Source organism: Clostridium sp. CF012 (assembly GCF_018861755.1).
GTDB lineage: Bacteria > Bacillota > Clostridia > Clostridiales > Clostridiaceae > Clostridium_AD.
Map to the genome: position 1 here is coordinate 47,321 of NZ_JAHLEF010000027.1, position 17,420 is coordinate 64,740.

The following is a 17,420-nucleotide window of genomic DNA, read 5'->3' on the forward strand; positions in this document are numbered from 1 at the left end:
GATTGCTATTAATTAATCTCCTTATTTCATTCCAATATTCTCCTATGCTATAATTAAACCAACCTATTAATCAAGGAGGTCCCCTACAATGAAAATCTACAACAAATTAGTCCGCGACAGAATTCCTGAAATAATTAAAGCCACTGGCAAGAGCTTTGATGCACATTATGCTAAAAAGGAAGAATTACTACCGCTTCTTGAAACAAAATTAACTGAGGAAGTATCTGAATATCTAGAAGACAAAAACTTAGGAGAGCTTGCTGATATTATGGAGGTTTTATTTAGTCTCGCTGGCGCTCTTGGATATTCAGAGGAAGATTTGATTACCAAGAGAAATTCTAAAAAAGAGGAAAGAGGCGGCTTTGAGAAAGGCATAATCCTTGAGAAAGTTTATGAATAGAAAATTCCCTCTTTATTCATTTTTAAGAGAATCTGCAATTATCAGATTCATAATTATCTACTATGAGTTGTGCTACCGCTTTATCAAAAAAAGCATATTGTCTGCTTAACCTCCATAGTCAATATATTAATAATTCCTGCACTTTTGTATATTCACAGCAATATAAGATAATCTCTCCATTATTTTTGTTTGTTCTAATAGCACTTGTTTGTCTTCTTTCTCATTTATGTTAACAACATTAATATTATTTACTCTATTTCTACAATCTTCAACAATATCAAGACACCAACTTAGAAATGATTCATTGTTTTTTATTCCTTCAAATACCTCGTGGTCTCCTTTAAAAACATAATCACAATTTCCCTCCTTACATATACTATAAAACGGTCCAGCAAGTCCATCAGTCAACAACTCCATATCAGACCAAAATTGTTTTATTTTATTTGACTTAAATTTTGTATTAATATAAAATGCTTGCTCAAACAGTTCATTAAATATTTTTAGTTGCTCTATATTATTCAAATGAAATTTCACCACCCACATATCAATATTTATTTCAACAAAAACACACCTACATTTTAAACTTACTTGAGTTTATTGTTATATATTGTTTATTCAACAGTTATATCTGAATCTGTCTTGTATGGAACTCTCCCTGACGGAATTTGTGAGGATGCAGGCATAACATGTGTATCTTGATCATCAAAAAATATATGTGCATTAAAAGCTTTCAATACCGCTTTTTTTTTCAACTCCGCCAAGAAAAAATGCCTCATCTACTTTTACTCCCCATTGTCTAAGTGTTAATATTACTCTTTTATGTGCTGGGTTATTCCTCGCTGTAATTACGGCTATCCTTAATATATGTGGATATTTCTCTTTGATGGTGGAAATGGTTCTTAATAACTTAGCAAAAGGTCCATCTGGCAATACCTTTTCAGCATTTGCTTTCTCATGTTCTAAAAATGCTTCTAAACCCTTTTTCCTATATATGTTCTCAGATTCATCTGAAAAAATAACTGCATCACCATCAAATGCAATACGGATTTCTTTATCATCAGGAGTATAATCCTTTGGCACATCATAGATAAGCGCTGCTGCAAATCCTGCATCTATTGCTTCTTGTACGTCAACCTCATTCTTTGAGAGAAACAGATCAATATCAAATGCTGAAAGATACTTCGCTATATTTTCACCGCCTGAAAATGCCGCTCTTACAATTCCCAAACCTAATTTTTCAATTGAATTAAATACTCTTAAACCGCTCTCTGGGCTATTCCTCGACATTATTATAACTTCGACTATTGGAGTATTAAATTTATCATTTAGATCCAGCAATGCTTTAACCAATGAAAAAGCAGTTCCGGATTTCAAAATTTCATTTTCATGTTCAACTTGGTATTTCGCATATTCTGTAAGTCCTTTTTCATTATAAATAGTATTTTCATATTCTAAATCAAATAGAGCTCTAGATGTTATTGCGATCACTAGTTTATCATTCAAATTGTAAGACATTTGAAACCTCCTCTAGTGCCACCCACGTGGCAAGTGGCAAGTTCTACACATTGCCATAACCCTTTGTTGTTATTTGAAAATTTTCTTCAACACATCAAAAATACTAAAACTAGTACGATTATATACACGGTTATAGGCAGCCTTTTTAGGATTTGTAAGCCACCCAAAGCCACGTGGTGCTCTTATACCTAAGCTATTTTTTATTATTCTCTTTGGGCTGGTCCTACTGCTAATCATTTTCTTTAAGCTTGGTTTTCTTATTCCAAATTTCATTATACTTCCTCCTCAAATTTCATTTTTTTATTTTCCCTTTCCTCTTGCATCCAAGGTTGATTAACAAAGTCTACTTTTCTTTCAATATTAACCCTTGCGTTCCATACATATACATAAGCATCATGAGCTAATCCATTATCCATCTCCACTTTGACCAGTCTTCTTAAATACAAATCGCCTTCCCCTTCAAGTCTATCAAGCCTTGACATTGTTTCATTATCTACCTCAAAAACTTCACCCTTTGTACACTCATTTTCATCAAGTATAATACCAGGATAGAAGCCAAGATCATACAGAGCATACCCTTGAATTGTTCCAATCCCTAAAAATATTGAATGCTCAAGGTAATACTTGTAATTACTACGTCCCCTCATTAAAGTTCCATATACAAACACTTTTCCCATCTTAATTACCTAGCTGATCAGGCAGCTCTATAACCCATTTTCTAAGGTTACCTAAATTCTTTTTCGCTAATTCTTCAAGATCAACTGTTGATAGTTTTAATTTCTTTTTAACATATATAGAAGTTATACTTGTTTTATGATCCGCACATTTCAGGGTAAATCCATCTGGCGTAGTTATTCCACTTATATTTCTATTAACAACAAAATAGGCAGAATAAAAGGAATTTAATGTAGGGTGACCACAGCAGCAAAATTCAGTTTTATACCCCTTTTTATTTAAATCAAACATTATATCAAGAATTGGAGTATCAATCTCACTAAGCGCACTTAAGCATTTTCTGCAGAAGGTTTCCCCATCCTTATGGGTGGTTAAGCACTTCATACAAGCCATGGTTTTATGATTCAGGTCTGCATTAATACAATCTATACTTTCATAAGGTATGAAGCTTTTCTTTAGTCCTTCTAAAAGCATGTCATCTATCTCTTTTCTCTTTTGTTTAACTGTAAAGTACCTTGCACCTACATCATATTTACCAACCACATCTTCTTTGTGCTGTCTTATATATCCATCTTTTGTCAAGGAATCTACCAATAAGGGAATATCCCATAGATCTATCCATGCCATATGTGCAAGCTCAAACAAACCTTGAGCATGCTCCTCCCCTCTTAGATATAATAAAGCTTTATGTTTACATTCTTCAGTAACCTCACCTATAAGGTATTTATTGATATATTCTTCTGGAAACCCTTCTTGCCTCATTCCAGCTTCAACCTTGCTCACGTATTCCGTGGAAGCTTTCACGCCACTAATCTCTTTATTAACTACAGTATAAACAATCACTTCCACCATTTCCCCAGCTAGATAAACATTTACGGTTTTTCGGACGTAAGCTCCTACACTAACCCCTTCTCTTCTATCAATTGCTCTAAGTGCCCTGTCACTAACCTCTACAACCAGTCCAAGAACATAGTCATGATTTCTTGAAGTTACTACATCAAGCACTCCGCCCTTCCAGTTCTTAGATTTCTTTGTAAAAGCTAACCTATAATTATCAAGTTTTCCTATTCCAAGCACAACATAATCCTTCTGCGCATCATCTTCTTTCAAAGTCTTTTCAATTTCCATCCTATTCGTCAAACTCCCGTAAGCAAATACTAGATTCATAATTATCCTCTCCCTACAAATTATTGTGTATGAGTATATAATATATTAATATTTAAAGGAGTTTCGGGCGCTAAGCGTACTTTCTTTATCTTCCATAATATTTTCAATAGGTATTAAAGTTTCAACTTTTTCCTTAGAGATAACTTGTATATTATAAGAATCTTTAACTCGTACCCTTCCCTCTACTATACAAACTTTATCATCAGAGGCATAAGTAATGCTTACAATATGGCTGCACTTCTCATAGTAGTGATACCTATTAAGCAAGTTTTCAGCAAATATTTGTTTTTCACTATTATACTCTTGTTTCCTATCTTCAAAAGTTATAGGTTCCTCCCACTTTTCTATAGATTCTTTTATAATATGTTTTGCATAATCTGAAAGCTGAGAATAAACCCAGTTGCTTAAATCATTAAGTATATTATCATATTGGGTATCCTTTGAAATCTTTTTAATTCCAACAGTTAGTGCATATACCTGAGTAAGATTAAGTGGCATAAACACGGGATGTGCTGTAGAACTATACTTAAACTCCTGCCTACCGTCACTGCTTCTTTCTCTATCTACTTCTATCTTTATCTTCTGATTTTGAAATTCGATTCCATTTTCAAGGGCATTCAAGTCTGGTCTAATATTTTTTTCATTTAACCAATAGTGTTCTTTAAGCATTTCCATTGTCTTTGGTGTTCCCTGTAGATATTTTATAATATCTAGTTGCCTTTCTATATCCGATCCAAAGGCCTTTCTATCTGGGCAGATTTCATCAAGCATAAAGCATGTATCATAATTTCTATTTAACCAGGTAAAATACAATTTTAACCGATCATAACTTTTCCTTTTATCCTGGCAATGCCTCATTGTATTCTCCACCGCGTCTACAAGTATAATCCAATCAGAAGAATTCGGTTTTATATCTACCACAAATTCATTGTCTTTTACCCTATCCTTTAATAAACTGTTAATGCTATTAAGAAAATTATTTTCCAGAAGCACAATGCATACTGCTTTTTCTTTTGAGTTCTTTATTGTACTTAGATATATTTCTATGCTTTGTTTCATTGTTGTCTTCATATTCAGCCACCTTTTTCCATTTGTCCTGTTTTTACAAACATACTTGGTGATTCGAGCCTTTATTTACTTTACTTTGCTTTACTTTAAATTTTAACATTGCCTCATCGTTAGCGTAGAACATAAATGTCAAGCTCGTGCTTTCCTTTGGTACTTCGAAGGTAATTGTTCCCTCAGCTTCTCCATCAGCTGCAAGCTGTCCTTCACCTAATACCCTCCCTAAAGCTGTGAACGATTTCGGGTTCAATAAGCATACAGAAAATTAGCTTTCCTATCAATAAAAAATATAGTGGAATTATTAGGTTAACTTTTGTTCTAGAGTTCCTCTTGTAGCCTCGGTTTCTATATTAGAACTAACTAAATTTAATAAGAAACTATCTGTACTCAACAATCCTTGAACTTTCTTCATTTGTTTTTCCATAATCATAAAATAAATGCGAATAATTTTTAACTGGTTGATAATTATTTCACGTTATTTATATTTTTCACATTTTGCACATATAGACATTTGCGTTTTTAAATATTCTTCCATATACCCTTTTAAAGCTACACCTGATATATTAGGACATTTTATATTATTGCTTATCTTTGCTTCAGAATAATTTTTTACTTCCATTAGATATTTTATGTGATTCCCTCTGCAATTTGCCATTTTACTCGCATTTGCTTGTCCATCTGTTAATGAAGCATATTTACGACTATATTGCTTTCCAAGTTCTTCTTTAATATTTCTTTCAACTATCTCAGCCACTTCATCATAAGTTAAACCATATTCACTTTTCAATTTTTCCAAATCCATATATTCATTTTTTAAATCTTGCCTTAACTTAAGTTCAATCTGGTTTGAAATCTCTTCTTTTCTTTGCGATAAGGATATATTCAACTCACTATTTTCTGTTTTTAAAGCATTTATTTCATTCTCTTTTTCTGTAATTAGTTTCTGAGACTCAAATTGAATTTTATTAATACTATCTTGCAAGTTTCTATTACATGTAGTAACACTTAAAATTTCCTTATCTTTTTTATTAATATCATCTACATACCTTTTCCCAATATCACGCAAGGAATTTTGACAGAATTCTATGGTCTTATTCTTATACATAGAAACTTCATTCTGATACTCAGTTATATCAGTAATATGAGTAATATCTTTAAAATACAAGTATGCTATTACACAATAATCATCTTTTATAGTTATTGTATCAAGTACACTAGCCAATATTAATCTTCTTTTATGCTTATTTTTCTCTTCTAACTCATTTACCTCTCCAGTAATTGGTATATACATAAATAGCAAATGATTATTACTATAATCTTTAAGGGCTAATAAGAACTCTGCATCTGCATGAAATGCGTAATACCCACTTATTTCATCTACTGAAGTTTGCTCAAGCATATTTATGATAGAACCACGTTTCTCTTTATTAGTACCGATTCTTTCATCAATTTCAGTTTTATCTAAGCCTTGAAGATTTAAGATGTCTATGTAGTTATTTGAAATATATGTTGCTCTATTTAAGTGATCGATTGTATATGCATTTATAATATTTTCTTCTAAAAAACCTACTTTTTTATATTCTATTGCTTTATCAATATGACTAACAGAAAGTAAGTTTTTCATAGTTTGTCCTTCAAAAATATATTGTTCAGTTCTTTGAATCGGGTTAGCATTAACACTATTCAATGGAGCTGCTAATAGATCAGCCCTCAATTTAGTGTTTTCCTCTCTATTGTAGGTATATATATCCTCATCTTTTAAAACCACGTATTTGTTTTCTTTACTCCAAAATTTTGAAACTGCAAACCTTTTCATTTCTCTATGGAGAGCGCTTTCATAAGTGTTTGCTCTAGGCTTTTCAAACTTAAAAATTTCTTTATACCCTTCATTTGAAGTTCTTAAGTTACAATCATGAGTATCATCATCCTCTTCTTTAAATTGTTTATGTGCAAAGTATGGATTTTTCTTCATTCCGTCTCCCAAAGCACATATAAAGACTTCTTCTTTACATCCACAGCACCTTAACTTCACCTTATTAACTGGCGTATGATATAAGTAACTAGATATAACAGAACTATTACTCATTAACCAGTACTCTGGATAAATCTCTATCCATTCATTATTAATATAAGCTTCTGCTTTTTCCACTATGCTCACTCCCCCTCTTTATTACCAAGTTATCTATATTCCCTAGGCTAAGATCCAAAATCATATAATGCCTACCATTGGATTATTCTACTACCTAACTGTAACGGCCTTCTCCTCTGGTGCCACCCACGTGGCAAGTCCTAAACACATTGCAATATCCCCATACGCCTTTGTTGTTATTTAAAAAGCTTCTTTAATACATCAAAAACACTAAAACTAGTACGATTATATACACTGTTAACTTTTGAATCTGGCTTCAAGTTTTTATTTTAAAAAATTTTATTAATTCCACTCTATCACATTAGTATTGCTAAATTAGGGGAATACTGTCATATTTGAAATTAAAATGAGGTTACCTGCTCACAACTATATGCGTTTACATATTTCTATGATTATATTTATATAGTATCATTCTGCAAAGATAAAAATTTGTCTTGTAAAAATATAAAAATAGAAAAGCTATTAAAAATGTTTATTACATTTTTAATAGCTTTTCTGGACATCTTCTATTTTTTTATTAGCTTATATCTCTTTCTGATTTAGACATCCATCTTTAATCTCATCTTTTTAAATCTCATATAAATAGGAAGAACTTTCTCTATTATTTAATACAAATAAAGCCCATTCTTTTGATGGCATTTCATATTCCTTTATATTTAAATTTTCATCTTTGGAAATGTCCTCCGACATACTTAACTCCGTAACTGTTGGAGTCCCTCCATAAATAGCTGCAACTCTCTTAGCCATCAATTCAGCTTGACTCCTTATTGTTGTGCAGTAGAACCCTTTACCAAAGTCTTTGTATGGTCTACATTTATTTAGGTCAATGTTTTGAATCATAATATTAGAACCATGATACAAAATCATTGTATATTACCCCCATTATTTTTAGACACTATGATCATATCATCTACAGCGTCATCGATGCTTAAAGTATGCTCTATTTCATAATTATCCAGCAAGAAATTAATAGCTTTATGCTCATTAAGATAATTAAAAGCTTCTTTTCCATTTATATTTAATCTATCTGCAAATTCATTAACACATACCACCATATATTTAACTATATTTAAATCTCTTTCTCTTAACATCTTAATCACTCTCCACTATTAGTTTACCTACTATTATTATAGTCATTTTCTTATTAAAAGAAACATTTACTACTCAGCCTACCATCTTTAAATACCAAAAGCCATAGTCCACTTTTAGTTTTTTTATCATTAACTTGAAATACAGACTTTTTATCAAACATGTCCATTAAGCTTTCTAATGATCTATATTTATTTTCACTATTGTCCCCACTATCCCTATAAATCTTAAATTGTAATTCTGGCCTTGTATATTCTAATATAGTTTTTACATTTTCACGCCCCGCATCAAATTCCACTAAAATATCCTTTAATACATTAAGGGATGCAGTAGCTGTAAGTCCTAAAAGATTTATGCTAGGACAATATAAAAATTTGCGTTGTAAAATCTCTTAAATTAAAAAAGCTATCAAAATGTTTAATACATTTCGATAGCTTTTATGAGTCAGGAGCCCTAGTATAAAATGGGACCATTTTGTTAAGGCTAAAGTAACTTAATTAGATTTGACAACTTTCTTAACTAAGACTTAATTGCATAGAAATCAGTGGTTTCAGTGTATTAAAACATACTTCAGTTAATTATTTAATTAGAATCTTTTTAAATTTAACAAAATTCTAATTAAATTTAAATACGTTATCGCAACTCTATGTTGCAACTGAATAACTCAGTAAGAATTATACCATCATTTCTTCTACACTTCTTTCTACTACTGCCACCATGTCATCTTCAGCACCGAGACTGAAGTTAAAAACAATACCTTTTCCTCCACCAGCACCGATTGCAGAAATAAAAACATCACTACCTGTGCCTACCACAGTAAGGCTTAAACTTGATCTATTGCCGTTCCTCATAAAATATTTATCATATACCCTAACTGCTACATTTGTGTCTCCATAATTGTAGTTGCTTTCATCAACTAAATTCATAGTTATACCACTGCTACCAATATCATTTTCCAAATGATGAAGTGTTTCCTCAAATTGACCCCTAATAATCTTTTCATACTTTGCCATGCTACATCCTCCCTAGTTTTAGTTCGTTTGATATTGGGTTACTACTTGTGTCGTTCGTTATGAATATTGTATATTATAACGCATTAATGATTTGAGTATATCATATACATAGCATAAGCAAATTGAATAATCACTATTAAAAAGAAACTGATAAACATTGTAGTTTTCTTTTGTTTATCAATATTTTCTCCATTCTCAATAATTCGTCTATTTACAATGGCTACTACCATTATTAACATTGTAACGGCATATGCCCTTTCGCTTATTGCATACATACACATAATGAAAGTAATTATATTTATAACAACTACAGATATTACTGGGTTTTTACATATCATTGACTTCATAATCTTTCCCCCCACTAATTCACAATATTTTACAAATTCGACACAACTCTTCAACTGAAAAACGCCTTAAGATATCCTTTATATGCCTTACACCTATCAAGTTTTTCACATCTTTTGTACTTTCCATTATAGACACAACCTTTACAGTTGGTTATGATGGACTTTTAGAAAGATGCGACATAACTTAAGATAAAACTATGTTATTCAAACCCTACAAACTGGAATTTGTTATTTCCAGTTTAGGTTTCTCGTTAGAAACAATAGTGGATAGGCAGTCAATTTTACTTACTTTCGCACTGGTCTGATATACTTAAAAAACCGTTCCGGATTATGATAAAGGTAAATTATTCTACCAGGGGAAGTATCAAAGCAGTAGCCAGTGCCTGCAAAATCAAAAGTTGCCATTGCCTTTTCAATTGTTTCCTCTACACTACAATTTTCCTGCTCATAATCAAATGGCCCATGTTCAAAAATAATATACTCGGCTTCGGGAACATCAATCATAAGCATTTGTGGTGGTACTTCGCCTTTATAATCAAAAGAAAGACGTGTACCGTAACACTCTGTGCGTGGAATACCCCAATCACAGAGTCTGCCGTCCGGGTCGTTAATGTACGCCATAATCTGACCGCTGCCGCTGTTAGACTCGTTCCCACCATCGTCATCCAATTTGCCCTTGATACTATCGAGTAAGCCGCAAATTGTTTCACAGTCCTGTGCCGGAATAAGACTTTGCTTTTGCCAAAAATCCCAATACCCATTACTCTCATAGTTTTTAATGTGCAAAAATTTGTGTGCGGGAATGGTTACAAAATAAATTTTAACATCATCTGTAGATTTCATCATACCAATCTCTCCTAATCCTAAAAAGTAGCGGTCGAAAGGGTTTATTTTTGTACGAAGAACGACAGGCTTAGGCTTTTTTCTGTAATCACTTGGAGTTACACCATATGTTCCCTTGAAAGCTCTGGTAAAAGCTTCATGTGATGAAAAACTATAATTATAAGCAATATCCAAAAGGCTTTTTTCACTATCCCGAACCTCTTTTAGTGCAAAGGCTAATTTCCTATGCCGCAGATAATCCCTAAATTGCATACCCGATATTTCTTTGAATTTTCTCGTTGTATAAAATTCAGAATAACCCAACCTGCGAGAAAGAAAGCGTAGTGTCAAGGCTTCACCATTATAATTTTTTATACATTTGTCAATTTCATCAACGATTATTTGAATTTGCTTCTTCCACTCGTACATTCGTCTGTTCACCTCGTTTCAATCACCCTACATTCATTATAAAGAAATAGAGAGATTACTGCTTGATTTTACTTGCTGTTATTTCATTTTTGTATTTTAAGTTCTGCATCTTTGCGTCTGGACTACAATATGAGGTTTTTAATATCTCTATCATCGGGATTTCTTAATCTTAAATTTTCATCTATAAAAATAATTTGTGGTTGAATAATCTCTTTAAAAACCATTTTATTTGCTACTCCTTCATTGACTTTATTTTCTCTCTACAATTTCACCATTATTTTTCAAAATACTCTTTCCTGGAATATAACCTCTTACAGAACTTAATGGATAAACAATACTATCTTTTCCTATTACTGTCCCTGGGTTTAAAACCGAATTACATCCTACTTCCGATAAATCGCCTACAATAGCACCAAATTTCCTTAAACCAGTTTCAATAATATCTGTACCATATTTTAATTTTACTAATGTTCCATCGGATTTTAAATTGGAGGTTATTGCACCTGCTCCCAAATGGGCTTTATACCCTAATATTGAATCACCAACATAATTGTAATGGGGAACCTGCACTTTATTAAAGAGGATTGAATTTTTAATTTCAGTGGAGTTTCCAACTACAACATCATTACCAATGATAACATTGTCTCTAACGTAAGCGGAATGCCTGATTTCGCAATTATAACCGATAATCGCTGGACCGTTTATAAGAACACTCTTTTCGATAGTAGTACCTTTGCCAACCCATACAAATTCCTCTATTCTTTCAAAATCAGTTGGCAGATTTTTTGCGTATTCAAAAATAAAATTCTTAATTTTTGTTAGAGCTTCCCAAGGGTACTTAACCCCTTCAAATATGGCTTTTGCATCTAATTCTTCAATGTTTAATAGTTCGTTTACAGAAACTTTCATTCTAATCCTCCTCTATTTTATTTCGTCATATATTACAGTTGCGTACTATAAGAAGAGTGTGACCTAAATAATATATTCATTTTCATTATAGTAATATTAAAATTGCATTTTCATTTCTGATTTTTCGTTACGGCATATTTAACAATTTCTCTTATATATGCCGTTGTATATGATTTATCTCGCATAGAATTATGTTCATAAACTATATAATAATTTGCATTAATTGTAGATAGTCTTTTAAGACTAATATATCTATTTAAATCCTGATTATGACTATATATAATAGATTTTTACTATATACTCAAGTTAATGTTTTGTAATTTTTCCTTTATAAATAATAAATACAAATGTAATTATTGATAATAATAACCCTACACTTCTAGATATTCTCAGATTAGTTGGGTACATGTATGAGTATGCATCTACAACTAAATATATTAAAGAAATAGTAAATATCAAGACTATTATTAATACTTTATTTTTATCTATCGTTTTATTTCTAAGATAAAAATATATTATTATAAAAATTAATAATGAGAATGAAGATGCACGTATACAATCCGAATCCATTATGAGATAAACAATATTAGGATATCCACTTGCAATTCCTTTGTAGAATATAAACTCCAGTAGTTTTAAAACAAAGATAATAATATACATTATTAATTCCACAAGAACAGGTCTAGCTTCCCCTACTACCTTTTTCAAAAAATCATCTCCATATTAAAATTTAATAATACTTATAGGTAATATGGGTCTACTTTTCCCAAAGAAGAACTGCTTTAGACGGAATCTTTAGTAATTCTTCAGACGATATTTTTGAATCATTATAATTGAGATAATACACTGCTGATATATCTTTTTTTACTTCTATTTCACCATTACCGTCATTAAAATCGTAATATGATATATTGTTAATTGAATACTTATATTCTTTATTCTTTTGTGGCTTAGAGAATTTTTTTGTCCATATAGAATCAGTGAAATAAATATATGCCACATTTTGCTTTATACCATCTTTTTCGATTGCCACGGTCCATCCATATGAGCAATAGTAATCATCCCCATTAAATGAGACGTCAGGCATTCCGTTATTCCCCATTTTAACACTCACTAGTCCATTATTGTAGGGAATTGGTATCTGGTAGTGAAATATAAGTGAAAATCCTCCAAATAATACAGCAATTGCACATATAACTGAAATAGCTGATATCATAACATTTTTTCTGAACAGCTTCTTTGATATACCTTTTAGTATATTAGATTTTGCTTGCTCTGCTGCTTTATCACCATTAGTTTGAATGAAGTCACTATTCATACTATCAAGATATTTTTTACAGGTATCACACTCTAGTAAGTGTTCCTTCACCGTGGTACGGCTTTCGTTACTACAAACATCATCGTAGTAGAGTGGTAGTAAATCTTTAACTATTTCACATGAAATTTTCATTTTAACCCTCCCTTAGTTTAATCTTTGCACGATGAAATGTGACTCTTGCCCAGCTTTCTGTTTTACCCAAAAGCTCAGCAATCTGTAAAAAGGGTAATTCACCAAACACTCTTAAGGTGAAAACCTCTTTATATGGTTCATCTAAAAAATGAAGTTTTTTATGTATTTTCCACGCAGTTTCACTATTTATTAACTTTTTCTCAATACATTCACCTTCATTTTCTTCACGAGATTCATTTGTAATATGTTTATTTTTTTTGCATAGTGAAAGGTAAGTATTTTTCATTATTTGACATAACCAAACCCGTATTTTACAGTCTCCTTTAAACTTGTCTATACTTTTCAAAGCTTTAAAAAACGTTTCTTGAGTTAGTTCCTCTGCCAAAGTTTCATTACGACATAGCGACAGGGCATATTTATAGACATCATTAAAATATTGAGAGTATATAACTTCAAAATCAATCACAGTTTCACCTCGCTTTCATGCATAAGACTCTTGAAACTAACTTTCGTTACAATTTTTTCAAAAAATAAATTAAAGCATGCTATTTCACACGCTTGCATATTTCCCGAGCACGGAAAATATTAAGTGTCATCATATTATACCAATCCGCCGTAAAGTTTAGGAATATCATACCATTAAGCCCCATTTTCATAAACTAATACAGCCTATCTATATACATTTCATAATTTAATTAAAAACACAGTATAAATGCTTATGTTATGATCCTCCTCGTAAATATTTTAAATTCAACTCTTACTCATTTACAGTGCAGTTGTGATTAATTTCTTTATCATAGATGTTCTTGAAAATCTGTTTATATACACTAGCAGGTTGTTCTCCCAATGCTATGGTTGAATGAAAATGATATTTATCATTATTTTCTGTATCCCATGAATGTTCAGTAATATATTTATAAATTGCATTATGCAATTCCCTTAATTCTTTGCTCTCTTTAATATCCATCCATATAATACCGAAACCTTTTTCTTCATCACCAAATATTTTTAAATCAGTATGTGTAACTAAAACTTCAAATGGACTTAAATTATCTGCTAAAGAATCAAAATATTTCTCAACTTCATCGCTTACCATTTACTATTTATAAAATCATATTTTTCTTATCAAATACTCCTCAATCAGATTTATATTATATGGGTAACCTATAATAAATTTGCATCATACTACATTATAAAACATGTCATATTTTTTTAGTTATGTACAATGAAAATTCAAACAACCCGTTAACATATCCTCCATGATTATTTATAACTTCTTCAATTTCACTATCCATATTTTCAATAATTTTATTATCTAATCCATCAAGAGTAGAAGCAAATGCTGGCACTGATTTTATTACCTTTAAATACTGACTCGGATTATTTCTCACTTCTTGTGTATATTCTACTTTTTCAACTAAATCAAACAAACCAGATTCTTCTATCTCTGTTTTTCTTTCATCATTGTTTGATACTCCATCATGTGCACACCTTTCAGGTTTTCTCTTTGCAGTAAAGTATTTAGAGACGTATTTTTCAATAATTCTTTCAACCTTTTCTTCTATTATTATTGTTGCAGGTAATTTATCATCACATGGATTATACCAAAACAAAACAAGATAGCCATTATCCTTTAAAAGTTCATGGCACTTTTTATATTTAATACTTTTGTCTATCCAATGAAATGCTTGAGCAGAATAAATCATGTCATACTTTTGATTATTAGGGCAATTCCATTCTTCAAAAGATACTACATCCACTGAAACATCTGGATAGGTATTACATTTATCTTTTAGTATTTCTGCCATATCTTCCCCTAATTCTATTGCTTGAACTCTAAATCCTTTATCTGCAAATTGTATAGTTGCTTTTCCAGTTCCTGCACCAATTTCAAGTAACATATCATTTAATTTTAAATCAGTCTTTGATATTACGTCTTGAATTAATTTTTCTGGATAAGAAGGTCTTATCTCCTCATATGTACCCGCAATTCCCTTGTATGGTTCTATTTTCTTCATTATGATTATCCCCCTTTAATGTTATTACACACTTATCTGCTGTTGTGTCACAGTTTAAGAATTATGGGAACTAATGTGTTTCGCCTTTCAAGATTGAACCACCAGTTATTTCCCACTTTAACGCCAATATACCATCATTTCTTCTACACTTCTTTCTACTACTGCCACCATGTCATCTTCAGCACCGAGACTGAAGTTATTCTCGCCAGGATTTCTCTGAATCACACCTTATTTTAATTATATTCAAAACTTACCTCTGCTTTGATAAATGGTTATTACTAGAATTCCAATTGGAAAAGAAATCAAAAAACACACAGCACTGCCCCATAATAAATATTCATTACTATCCACAAAAAATAGGACGAAAATCATAATTAATCCTAAAATAATGTTCACACTTATCACTCTAATATGTATCTTATTTCCTGAATCACTTATAACTTTTAATGATACTATCAATATAATAGTAGCCACAGCTGCTTTATATATTTGACTGATTAGTGATAATCCAAGTTTGTCTAATGTAATATAAACAGCTACTATAATAGCAACTATAAGTAAATTAATAACATCATTCTTCATTCTTAATATCCTATATCCTCTGCAATTTTTGAAAGTGATTCCCATAGCAACTAAAATTCATGTGATACTCACTTTTTGTAGGTTAGCCTAACTATATCAGAATCTTTTTTTACTGAAAAAACAGCATTGTCTGTGTACATAATTCTTTCAAAAAAATCTATTCTATAACCCAAAGTATTGCTATAGCCACAAACACTACTTACCACCCTTTTGTCTTTGACGAAAAGTAATTGAACCATCCCTTCACTTACAGTTTCTTGAATAGAATTGCTTTTAAAACCTATGATTTCTTCAATTTGTTCTTTACTTGTATATGGTTCTAATGTAAATACAGTATCCCACTCAAAAGGCACAATTTTATTCAACTCCACATAATCAGAATTAACTTTTATAATTTCTCTTTGTAGTTTCTTGTTATTAACAATTACTATCGGATTACCAATTATCATATAAGTTAAAGCCATTATGAGGCTAATAGTTACAATAGAAATTATTGTTCTTTTCTTTTTCAAAATGCTCCCCCTTTTTTATTATATCAATAATCTTTGTTTCACAGTTGCTTACAATGTTGCACTAACTCTAAACCCATGATTGATGTAACTGAAGATTCTGTCTTTAAAAGAATTACATAAAACTTTTAATTAATATTCACAGATATATCCAAAATTATATGCTCCTACGGATTATTTCATCAATCTCATTACAACTTATTGATTTGAAAAAAAACTTAAGTTCTCTACGCTCTTTAAATATATTTTCTGTTTCAAATGCAATTATATTATCTTGCTTATAATTATGACTTATAATATCATCCCATGAATGAAACATTCCAGAATACATTACTCCATTTTCATAAAGTCCATTAGTGAAATACAAAGGTAAGATAGTTAATACACAATTTCCAACTACACCAGAAAACAATAATATGCTTGATATAGATAGAGTGTACAATACTAGTATTATTGAAAATACAAGAATTATCAGTGATAGTAGAAGTATTTTAGATTGCCTTTTGTAATTAGGTGGATATAATTTAATAATCATTTTAAATGCTTTCTTTTTATTAAGTAAGAAACTGATAATTATAAATGTCATTAATAAAATAATAAGGATTATCGCAGTAATCATTATCCAATCAATACCTTTTATTCCATTATAAAATCTATCAAGCCGCCAACCGCTTTCAAAAGCATAAAACCCTAGAAATATACTAATTATAATTGGTATGGATGTAATTATTAAAACAAAAGATTTTCTATTTTTCATTTTTAAGTGCCCCCTTATATTATTGTTGTGACGCATGATAAGAATATTGTTCGTTACAATAATCCTAATTATCTCTTCATTCCATCCTAATATATAAGTTTAACATAACTCTTTTAACTGAGAAACGTCTTCAGATATAGCTGAAATCCCTTACCAATAAAGTATTTCACATTTCTGGAACTGTCGATTATAGACATAACCCGTCCAGTTTATCTGATTTATTTAGTAATTCTTACAATTATTTATGACGTACTTCAAGAAGAAGACGAACTAATTAGATTTCTGTTTTTGTTAATTTTTGGAAATATCATTATCGTTTTTCTCTGTCAAAACGCTAAGATGAAATCCATTAAATAAGAATATACTAATAACAATCAATGCTCCTAAAATCAAAAATATAGTTAATCTATATATTAAATTAGGAAGGAAAATTGTAAACAAGGATATAATAAAAATTAAAGGAAAACTCATGCGAACCCATCTTGTTGATGTTATTCGTATTATATCTCCTTCTTTAACTGCTA

Annotated in this window: 27 protein-coding genes; 1 reads left to right on the top strand and 26 read right to left on the bottom strand. The window is 30.8% G+C overall.

The genetic code is table 11. The annotated features are described in order from the left end of the window. Positions 1-88 precede the first annotated feature (88 nt). Positions 89-400, top strand: coding sequence for a nucleoside triphosphate pyrophosphohydrolase (locus tag KPL50_RS19185; RefSeq protein ID WP_216300154.1), 312 nt, complete (start codon positions 89-91; stop codon positions 398-400). A 126-nt stretch (positions 401-526) separates the two neighbouring features. On the opposite strand, the gene KPL50_RS19190 is transcribed toward KPL50_RS19185, so the two are convergent. From KPL50_RS19190 to KPL50_RS19305, 26 genes are all read right to left on the bottom strand, one after another. Next, positions 527-922 (bottom strand): hypothetical protein, encoded by a 396-nt coding sequence (locus KPL50_RS19190; RefSeq protein WP_216300155.1) that lies wholly within the window; start codon positions 920-922, stop codon positions 527-529. Between the two features lie 89 nt (positions 923-1,011). Next, a complete protein-coding gene (locus tag KPL50_RS27165) occupies positions 1,012-1,152 on the bottom strand; it encodes a 5'-nucleotidase (RefSeq protein ID WP_253200707.1) in 141 nt (46 codons plus the stop codon). Continuing rightward, positions 1,121-1,915: a 5'-nucleotidase gene (locus KPL50_RS19195; protein WP_253200708.1), complete on the bottom strand. Its 795-nt coding sequence runs from the start codon at positions 1,913-1,915 to the stop codon at positions 1,121-1,123. The genes KPL50_RS27165 and KPL50_RS19195 overlap by 32 nt, the downstream gene beginning before the upstream one ends. 69 nt (positions 1,916-1,984) lie before the next feature. Next, a complete protein-coding gene (locus tag KPL50_RS19200) occupies positions 1,985-2,188 on the bottom strand; it encodes a hypothetical protein (RefSeq protein ID WP_216300156.1) in 204 nt (67 codons plus the stop codon). Further along, positions 2,188-2,592, bottom strand: coding sequence for a gamma-glutamylcyclotransferase (locus KPL50_RS19205; RefSeq protein WP_290443257.1), 405 nt, complete (start codon positions 2,590-2,592; stop codon positions 2,188-2,190). Before KPL50_RS19205 ends, KPL50_RS19200 begins: the two co-directional genes overlap by 1 nt. A 1-nt stretch (position 2,593) precedes the next feature. Then, entirely contained in the window at positions 2,594-3,757 is a 1,164-nt protein-coding gene (locus tag KPL50_RS19210; RefSeq protein ID WP_216300158.1) for a gamma-glutamylcyclotransferase family protein, read from the bottom strand. Between the two features lie 45 nt (positions 3,758-3,802). Continuing rightward, entirely contained in the window at positions 3,803-4,828 is a 1,026-nt protein-coding gene (locus tag KPL50_RS19215; protein ID WP_216300159.1) for a hypothetical protein, read from the bottom strand. Positions 4,829-4,859: 31 nt separating this feature from the next. Continuing rightward, entirely contained in the window at positions 4,860-5,072 is a 213-nt protein-coding gene (locus KPL50_RS19220; RefSeq protein WP_216300160.1) for a hypothetical protein, read from the bottom strand. Between the two features lie 51 nt (positions 5,073-5,123). Continuing rightward, the gene (locus KPL50_RS27560) at positions 5,124-5,252 is read right to left on the bottom strand and encodes a hypothetical protein (RefSeq protein ID WP_290443258.1); all 129 of its coding nucleotides are present in this window, start codon (positions 5,250-5,252) and stop codon (positions 5,124-5,126) included. Between the two features lie 45 nt (positions 5,253-5,297). Further along, on the bottom strand, positions 5,298-6,971 hold the full coding sequence (locus tag KPL50_RS19225; protein WP_216300161.1) for a hypothetical protein: 1,674 nt from the start codon (positions 6,969-6,971) through the stop codon (positions 5,298-5,300). A 567-nt stretch (positions 6,972-7,538) separates the two neighbouring features. Beyond that, on the bottom strand, positions 7,539-7,838 hold the full coding sequence (locus KPL50_RS19230; protein ID WP_216300162.1) for a DUF3990 domain-containing protein: 300 nt from the start codon (positions 7,836-7,838) through the stop codon (positions 7,539-7,541). Further along, positions 7,835-8,062, bottom strand: a complete 228-nt coding sequence (locus KPL50_RS19235; protein WP_253200709.1) for a DUF3791 domain-containing protein — start codon at positions 8,060-8,062, stop codon at positions 7,835-7,837. The genes KPL50_RS19230 and KPL50_RS19235 overlap by 4 nt, the downstream gene beginning before the upstream one ends. A gap of 53 nt (positions 8,063-8,115) precedes the next feature. Then, positions 8,116-8,358 carry a hypothetical protein gene (locus KPL50_RS19240; RefSeq protein ID WP_216300163.1) on the bottom strand — a complete coding sequence of 81 codons (243 nt, stop codon included), beginning with the start codon at positions 8,356-8,358 and terminating at the stop codon, positions 8,116-8,118. A gap of 376 nt (positions 8,359-8,734) precedes the next feature. Further along, entirely contained in the window at positions 8,735-9,073 is a 339-nt protein-coding gene (locus tag KPL50_RS19245; protein WP_216300164.1) for a DUF6054 family protein, read from the bottom strand. An 83-nt stretch (positions 9,074-9,156) separates the two neighbouring features. Continuing rightward, positions 9,157-9,420: a hypothetical protein gene (locus KPL50_RS19250; RefSeq protein ID WP_216300165.1), complete on the bottom strand. Its 264-nt coding sequence runs from the start codon at positions 9,418-9,420 to the stop codon at positions 9,157-9,159. A gap of 285 nt (positions 9,421-9,705) precedes the next feature. After that, complete coding sequence (locus KPL50_RS19255; RefSeq protein WP_216300166.1) at positions 9,706-10,671, bottom strand: helix-turn-helix transcriptional regulator; 966 nt, start codon at positions 10,669-10,671, stop codon at positions 9,706-9,708. Positions 10,672-10,920: 249 nt separating this feature from the next. Then, complete coding sequence (locus KPL50_RS19260; RefSeq protein ID WP_216300167.1) at positions 10,921-11,580, bottom strand: UDP-N-acetylglucosamine pyrophosphorylase; 660 nt, start codon at positions 11,578-11,580, stop codon at positions 10,921-10,923. A 306-nt stretch (positions 11,581-11,886) separates the two neighbouring features. Further along, positions 11,887-12,288 carry a hypothetical protein gene (locus KPL50_RS19265; protein WP_216300168.1) on the bottom strand — a complete coding sequence of 134 codons (402 nt, stop codon included), beginning with the start codon at positions 12,286-12,288 and terminating at the stop codon, positions 11,887-11,889. A 49-nt stretch (positions 12,289-12,337) separates the two neighbouring features. Next, positions 12,338-13,030 (bottom strand): zf-HC2 domain-containing protein, encoded by a 693-nt coding sequence (locus tag KPL50_RS19270; RefSeq protein ID WP_216300169.1) that lies wholly within the window; start codon positions 13,028-13,030, stop codon positions 12,338-12,340. A 1-nt stretch (position 13,031) separates the two neighbouring features. Further along, positions 13,032-13,496 carry an RNA polymerase sigma factor gene (locus tag KPL50_RS19275; RefSeq protein WP_216300170.1) on the bottom strand — a complete coding sequence of 155 codons (465 nt, stop codon included), beginning with the start codon at positions 13,494-13,496 and terminating at the stop codon, positions 13,032-13,034. 291 nt (positions 13,497-13,787) lie between these two features. Beyond that, a complete protein-coding gene (locus tag KPL50_RS19280) occupies positions 13,788-14,126 on the bottom strand; it encodes a 2'-5' RNA ligase family protein (protein WP_216300171.1) in 339 nt (112 codons plus the stop codon). Between the two features lie 106 nt (positions 14,127-14,232). Beyond that, positions 14,233-15,048 (bottom strand): bifunctional 2-polyprenyl-6-hydroxyphenol methylase/3-demethylubiquinol 3-O-methyltransferase UbiG, encoded by an 816-nt coding sequence (locus tag KPL50_RS19285; RefSeq protein WP_216300172.1) that lies wholly within the window; start codon positions 15,046-15,048, stop codon positions 14,233-14,235. 243 nt (positions 15,049-15,291) lie between these two features. Beyond that, a complete protein-coding gene (locus KPL50_RS19290; protein ID WP_216300173.1) occupies positions 15,292-15,630 on the bottom strand; it encodes a hypothetical protein in 339 nt (112 codons plus the stop codon). A gap of 68 nt (positions 15,631-15,698) precedes the next feature. After that, a complete protein-coding gene (locus KPL50_RS19295) occupies positions 15,699-16,142 on the bottom strand; it encodes a hypothetical protein (RefSeq protein WP_216300174.1) in 444 nt (147 codons plus the stop codon). A gap of 154 nt (positions 16,143-16,296) precedes the next feature. Then, complete coding sequence (locus KPL50_RS19300; RefSeq protein WP_216300175.1) at positions 16,297-16,896, bottom strand: hypothetical protein; 600 nt, start codon at positions 16,894-16,896, stop codon at positions 16,297-16,299. 291 nt (positions 16,897-17,187) lie between these two features. Then, positions 17,188-17,420, bottom strand: a 233-nt coding sequence (locus KPL50_RS19305) for a hypothetical protein (RefSeq protein WP_216300176.1), incomplete at its 5' end; no start/stop codon positions are given.

Coding starts and splice junctions, on each gene's coding strand:
- KPL50_RS19185 (WP_216300154.1), top strand. CDS start 89: ATGAAAATCTACAACAAATTAGTCCGCGACAGAATTCCTGAAATAATT.
- KPL50_RS19280 (WP_216300171.1), bottom strand. CDS start 14,126: ATGGTAAGCGATGAAGTTGAGAAATATTTTGATTCTTTAGCAGATAAT.
- KPL50_RS19250 (WP_216300165.1), bottom strand. CDS start 9,420: ATGAAGTCAATGATATGTAAAAACCCAGTAATATCTGTAGTTGTTATA.
- KPL50_RS19270 (WP_216300169.1), bottom strand. CDS start 13,030: ATGAAAATTTCATGTGAAATAGTTAAAGATTTACTACCACTCTACTAC.
- KPL50_RS19200 (WP_216300156.1), bottom strand. CDS start 2,188: ATGAAATTTGGAATAAGAAAACCAAGCTTAAAGAAAATGATTAGCAGT.
- KPL50_RS19235 (WP_253200709.1), bottom strand. CDS start 8,062: ATGTTAAGAGAAAGAGATTTAAATATAGTTAAATATATGGTGGTATGT.
- KPL50_RS19260 (WP_216300167.1), bottom strand. CDS start 11,580: ATGAAAGTTTCTGTAAACGAACTATTAAACATTGAAGAATTAGATGCA.
- KPL50_RS19285 (WP_216300172.1), bottom strand. CDS start 15,048: ATGAAGAAAATAGAACCATACAAGGGAATTGCGGGTACATATGAGGAG.
- KPL50_RS19290 (WP_216300173.1), bottom strand. CDS start 15,630: ATGAAGAATGATGTTATTAATTTACTTATAGTTGCTATTATAGTAGCT.
- KPL50_RS19210 (WP_216300158.1), bottom strand. CDS start 3,757: ATGAATCTAGTATTTGCTTACGGGAGTTTGACGAATAGGATGGAAATT.
- KPL50_RS19255 (WP_216300166.1), bottom strand. CDS start 10,671: ATGTACGAGTGGAAGAAGCAAATTCAAATAATCGTTGATGAAATTGAC.
- KPL50_RS27560 (WP_290443258.1), bottom strand. CDS start 5,252: ATGATTATGGAAAAACAAATGAAGAAAGTTCAAGGATTGTTGAGTACA.
- KPL50_RS19215 (WP_216300159.1), bottom strand. CDS start 4,828: ATGAAGACAACAATGAAACAAAGCATAGAAATATATCTAAGTACAATA.
- KPL50_RS19205 (WP_290443257.1), bottom strand. CDS start 2,592: ATGGGAAAAGTGTTTGTATATGGAACTTTAATGAGGGGACGTAGTAAT.
- KPL50_RS19300 (WP_216300175.1), bottom strand. CDS start 16,896: ATGAAAAATAGAAAATCTTTTGTTTTAATAATTACATCCATACCAATT.
- KPL50_RS19195 (WP_253200708.1), bottom strand. CDS start 1,915: ATGTCTTACAATTTGAATGATAAACTAGTGATCGCAATAACATCTAGA.
- KPL50_RS19230 (WP_216300162.1), bottom strand. CDS start 7,838: ATGATTTTGTATCATGGTTCTAATATTATGATTCAAAACATTGACCTA.
- KPL50_RS19245 (WP_216300164.1), bottom strand. CDS start 9,073: ATGGCAAAGTATGAAAAGATTATTAGGGGTCAATTTGAGGAAACACTT.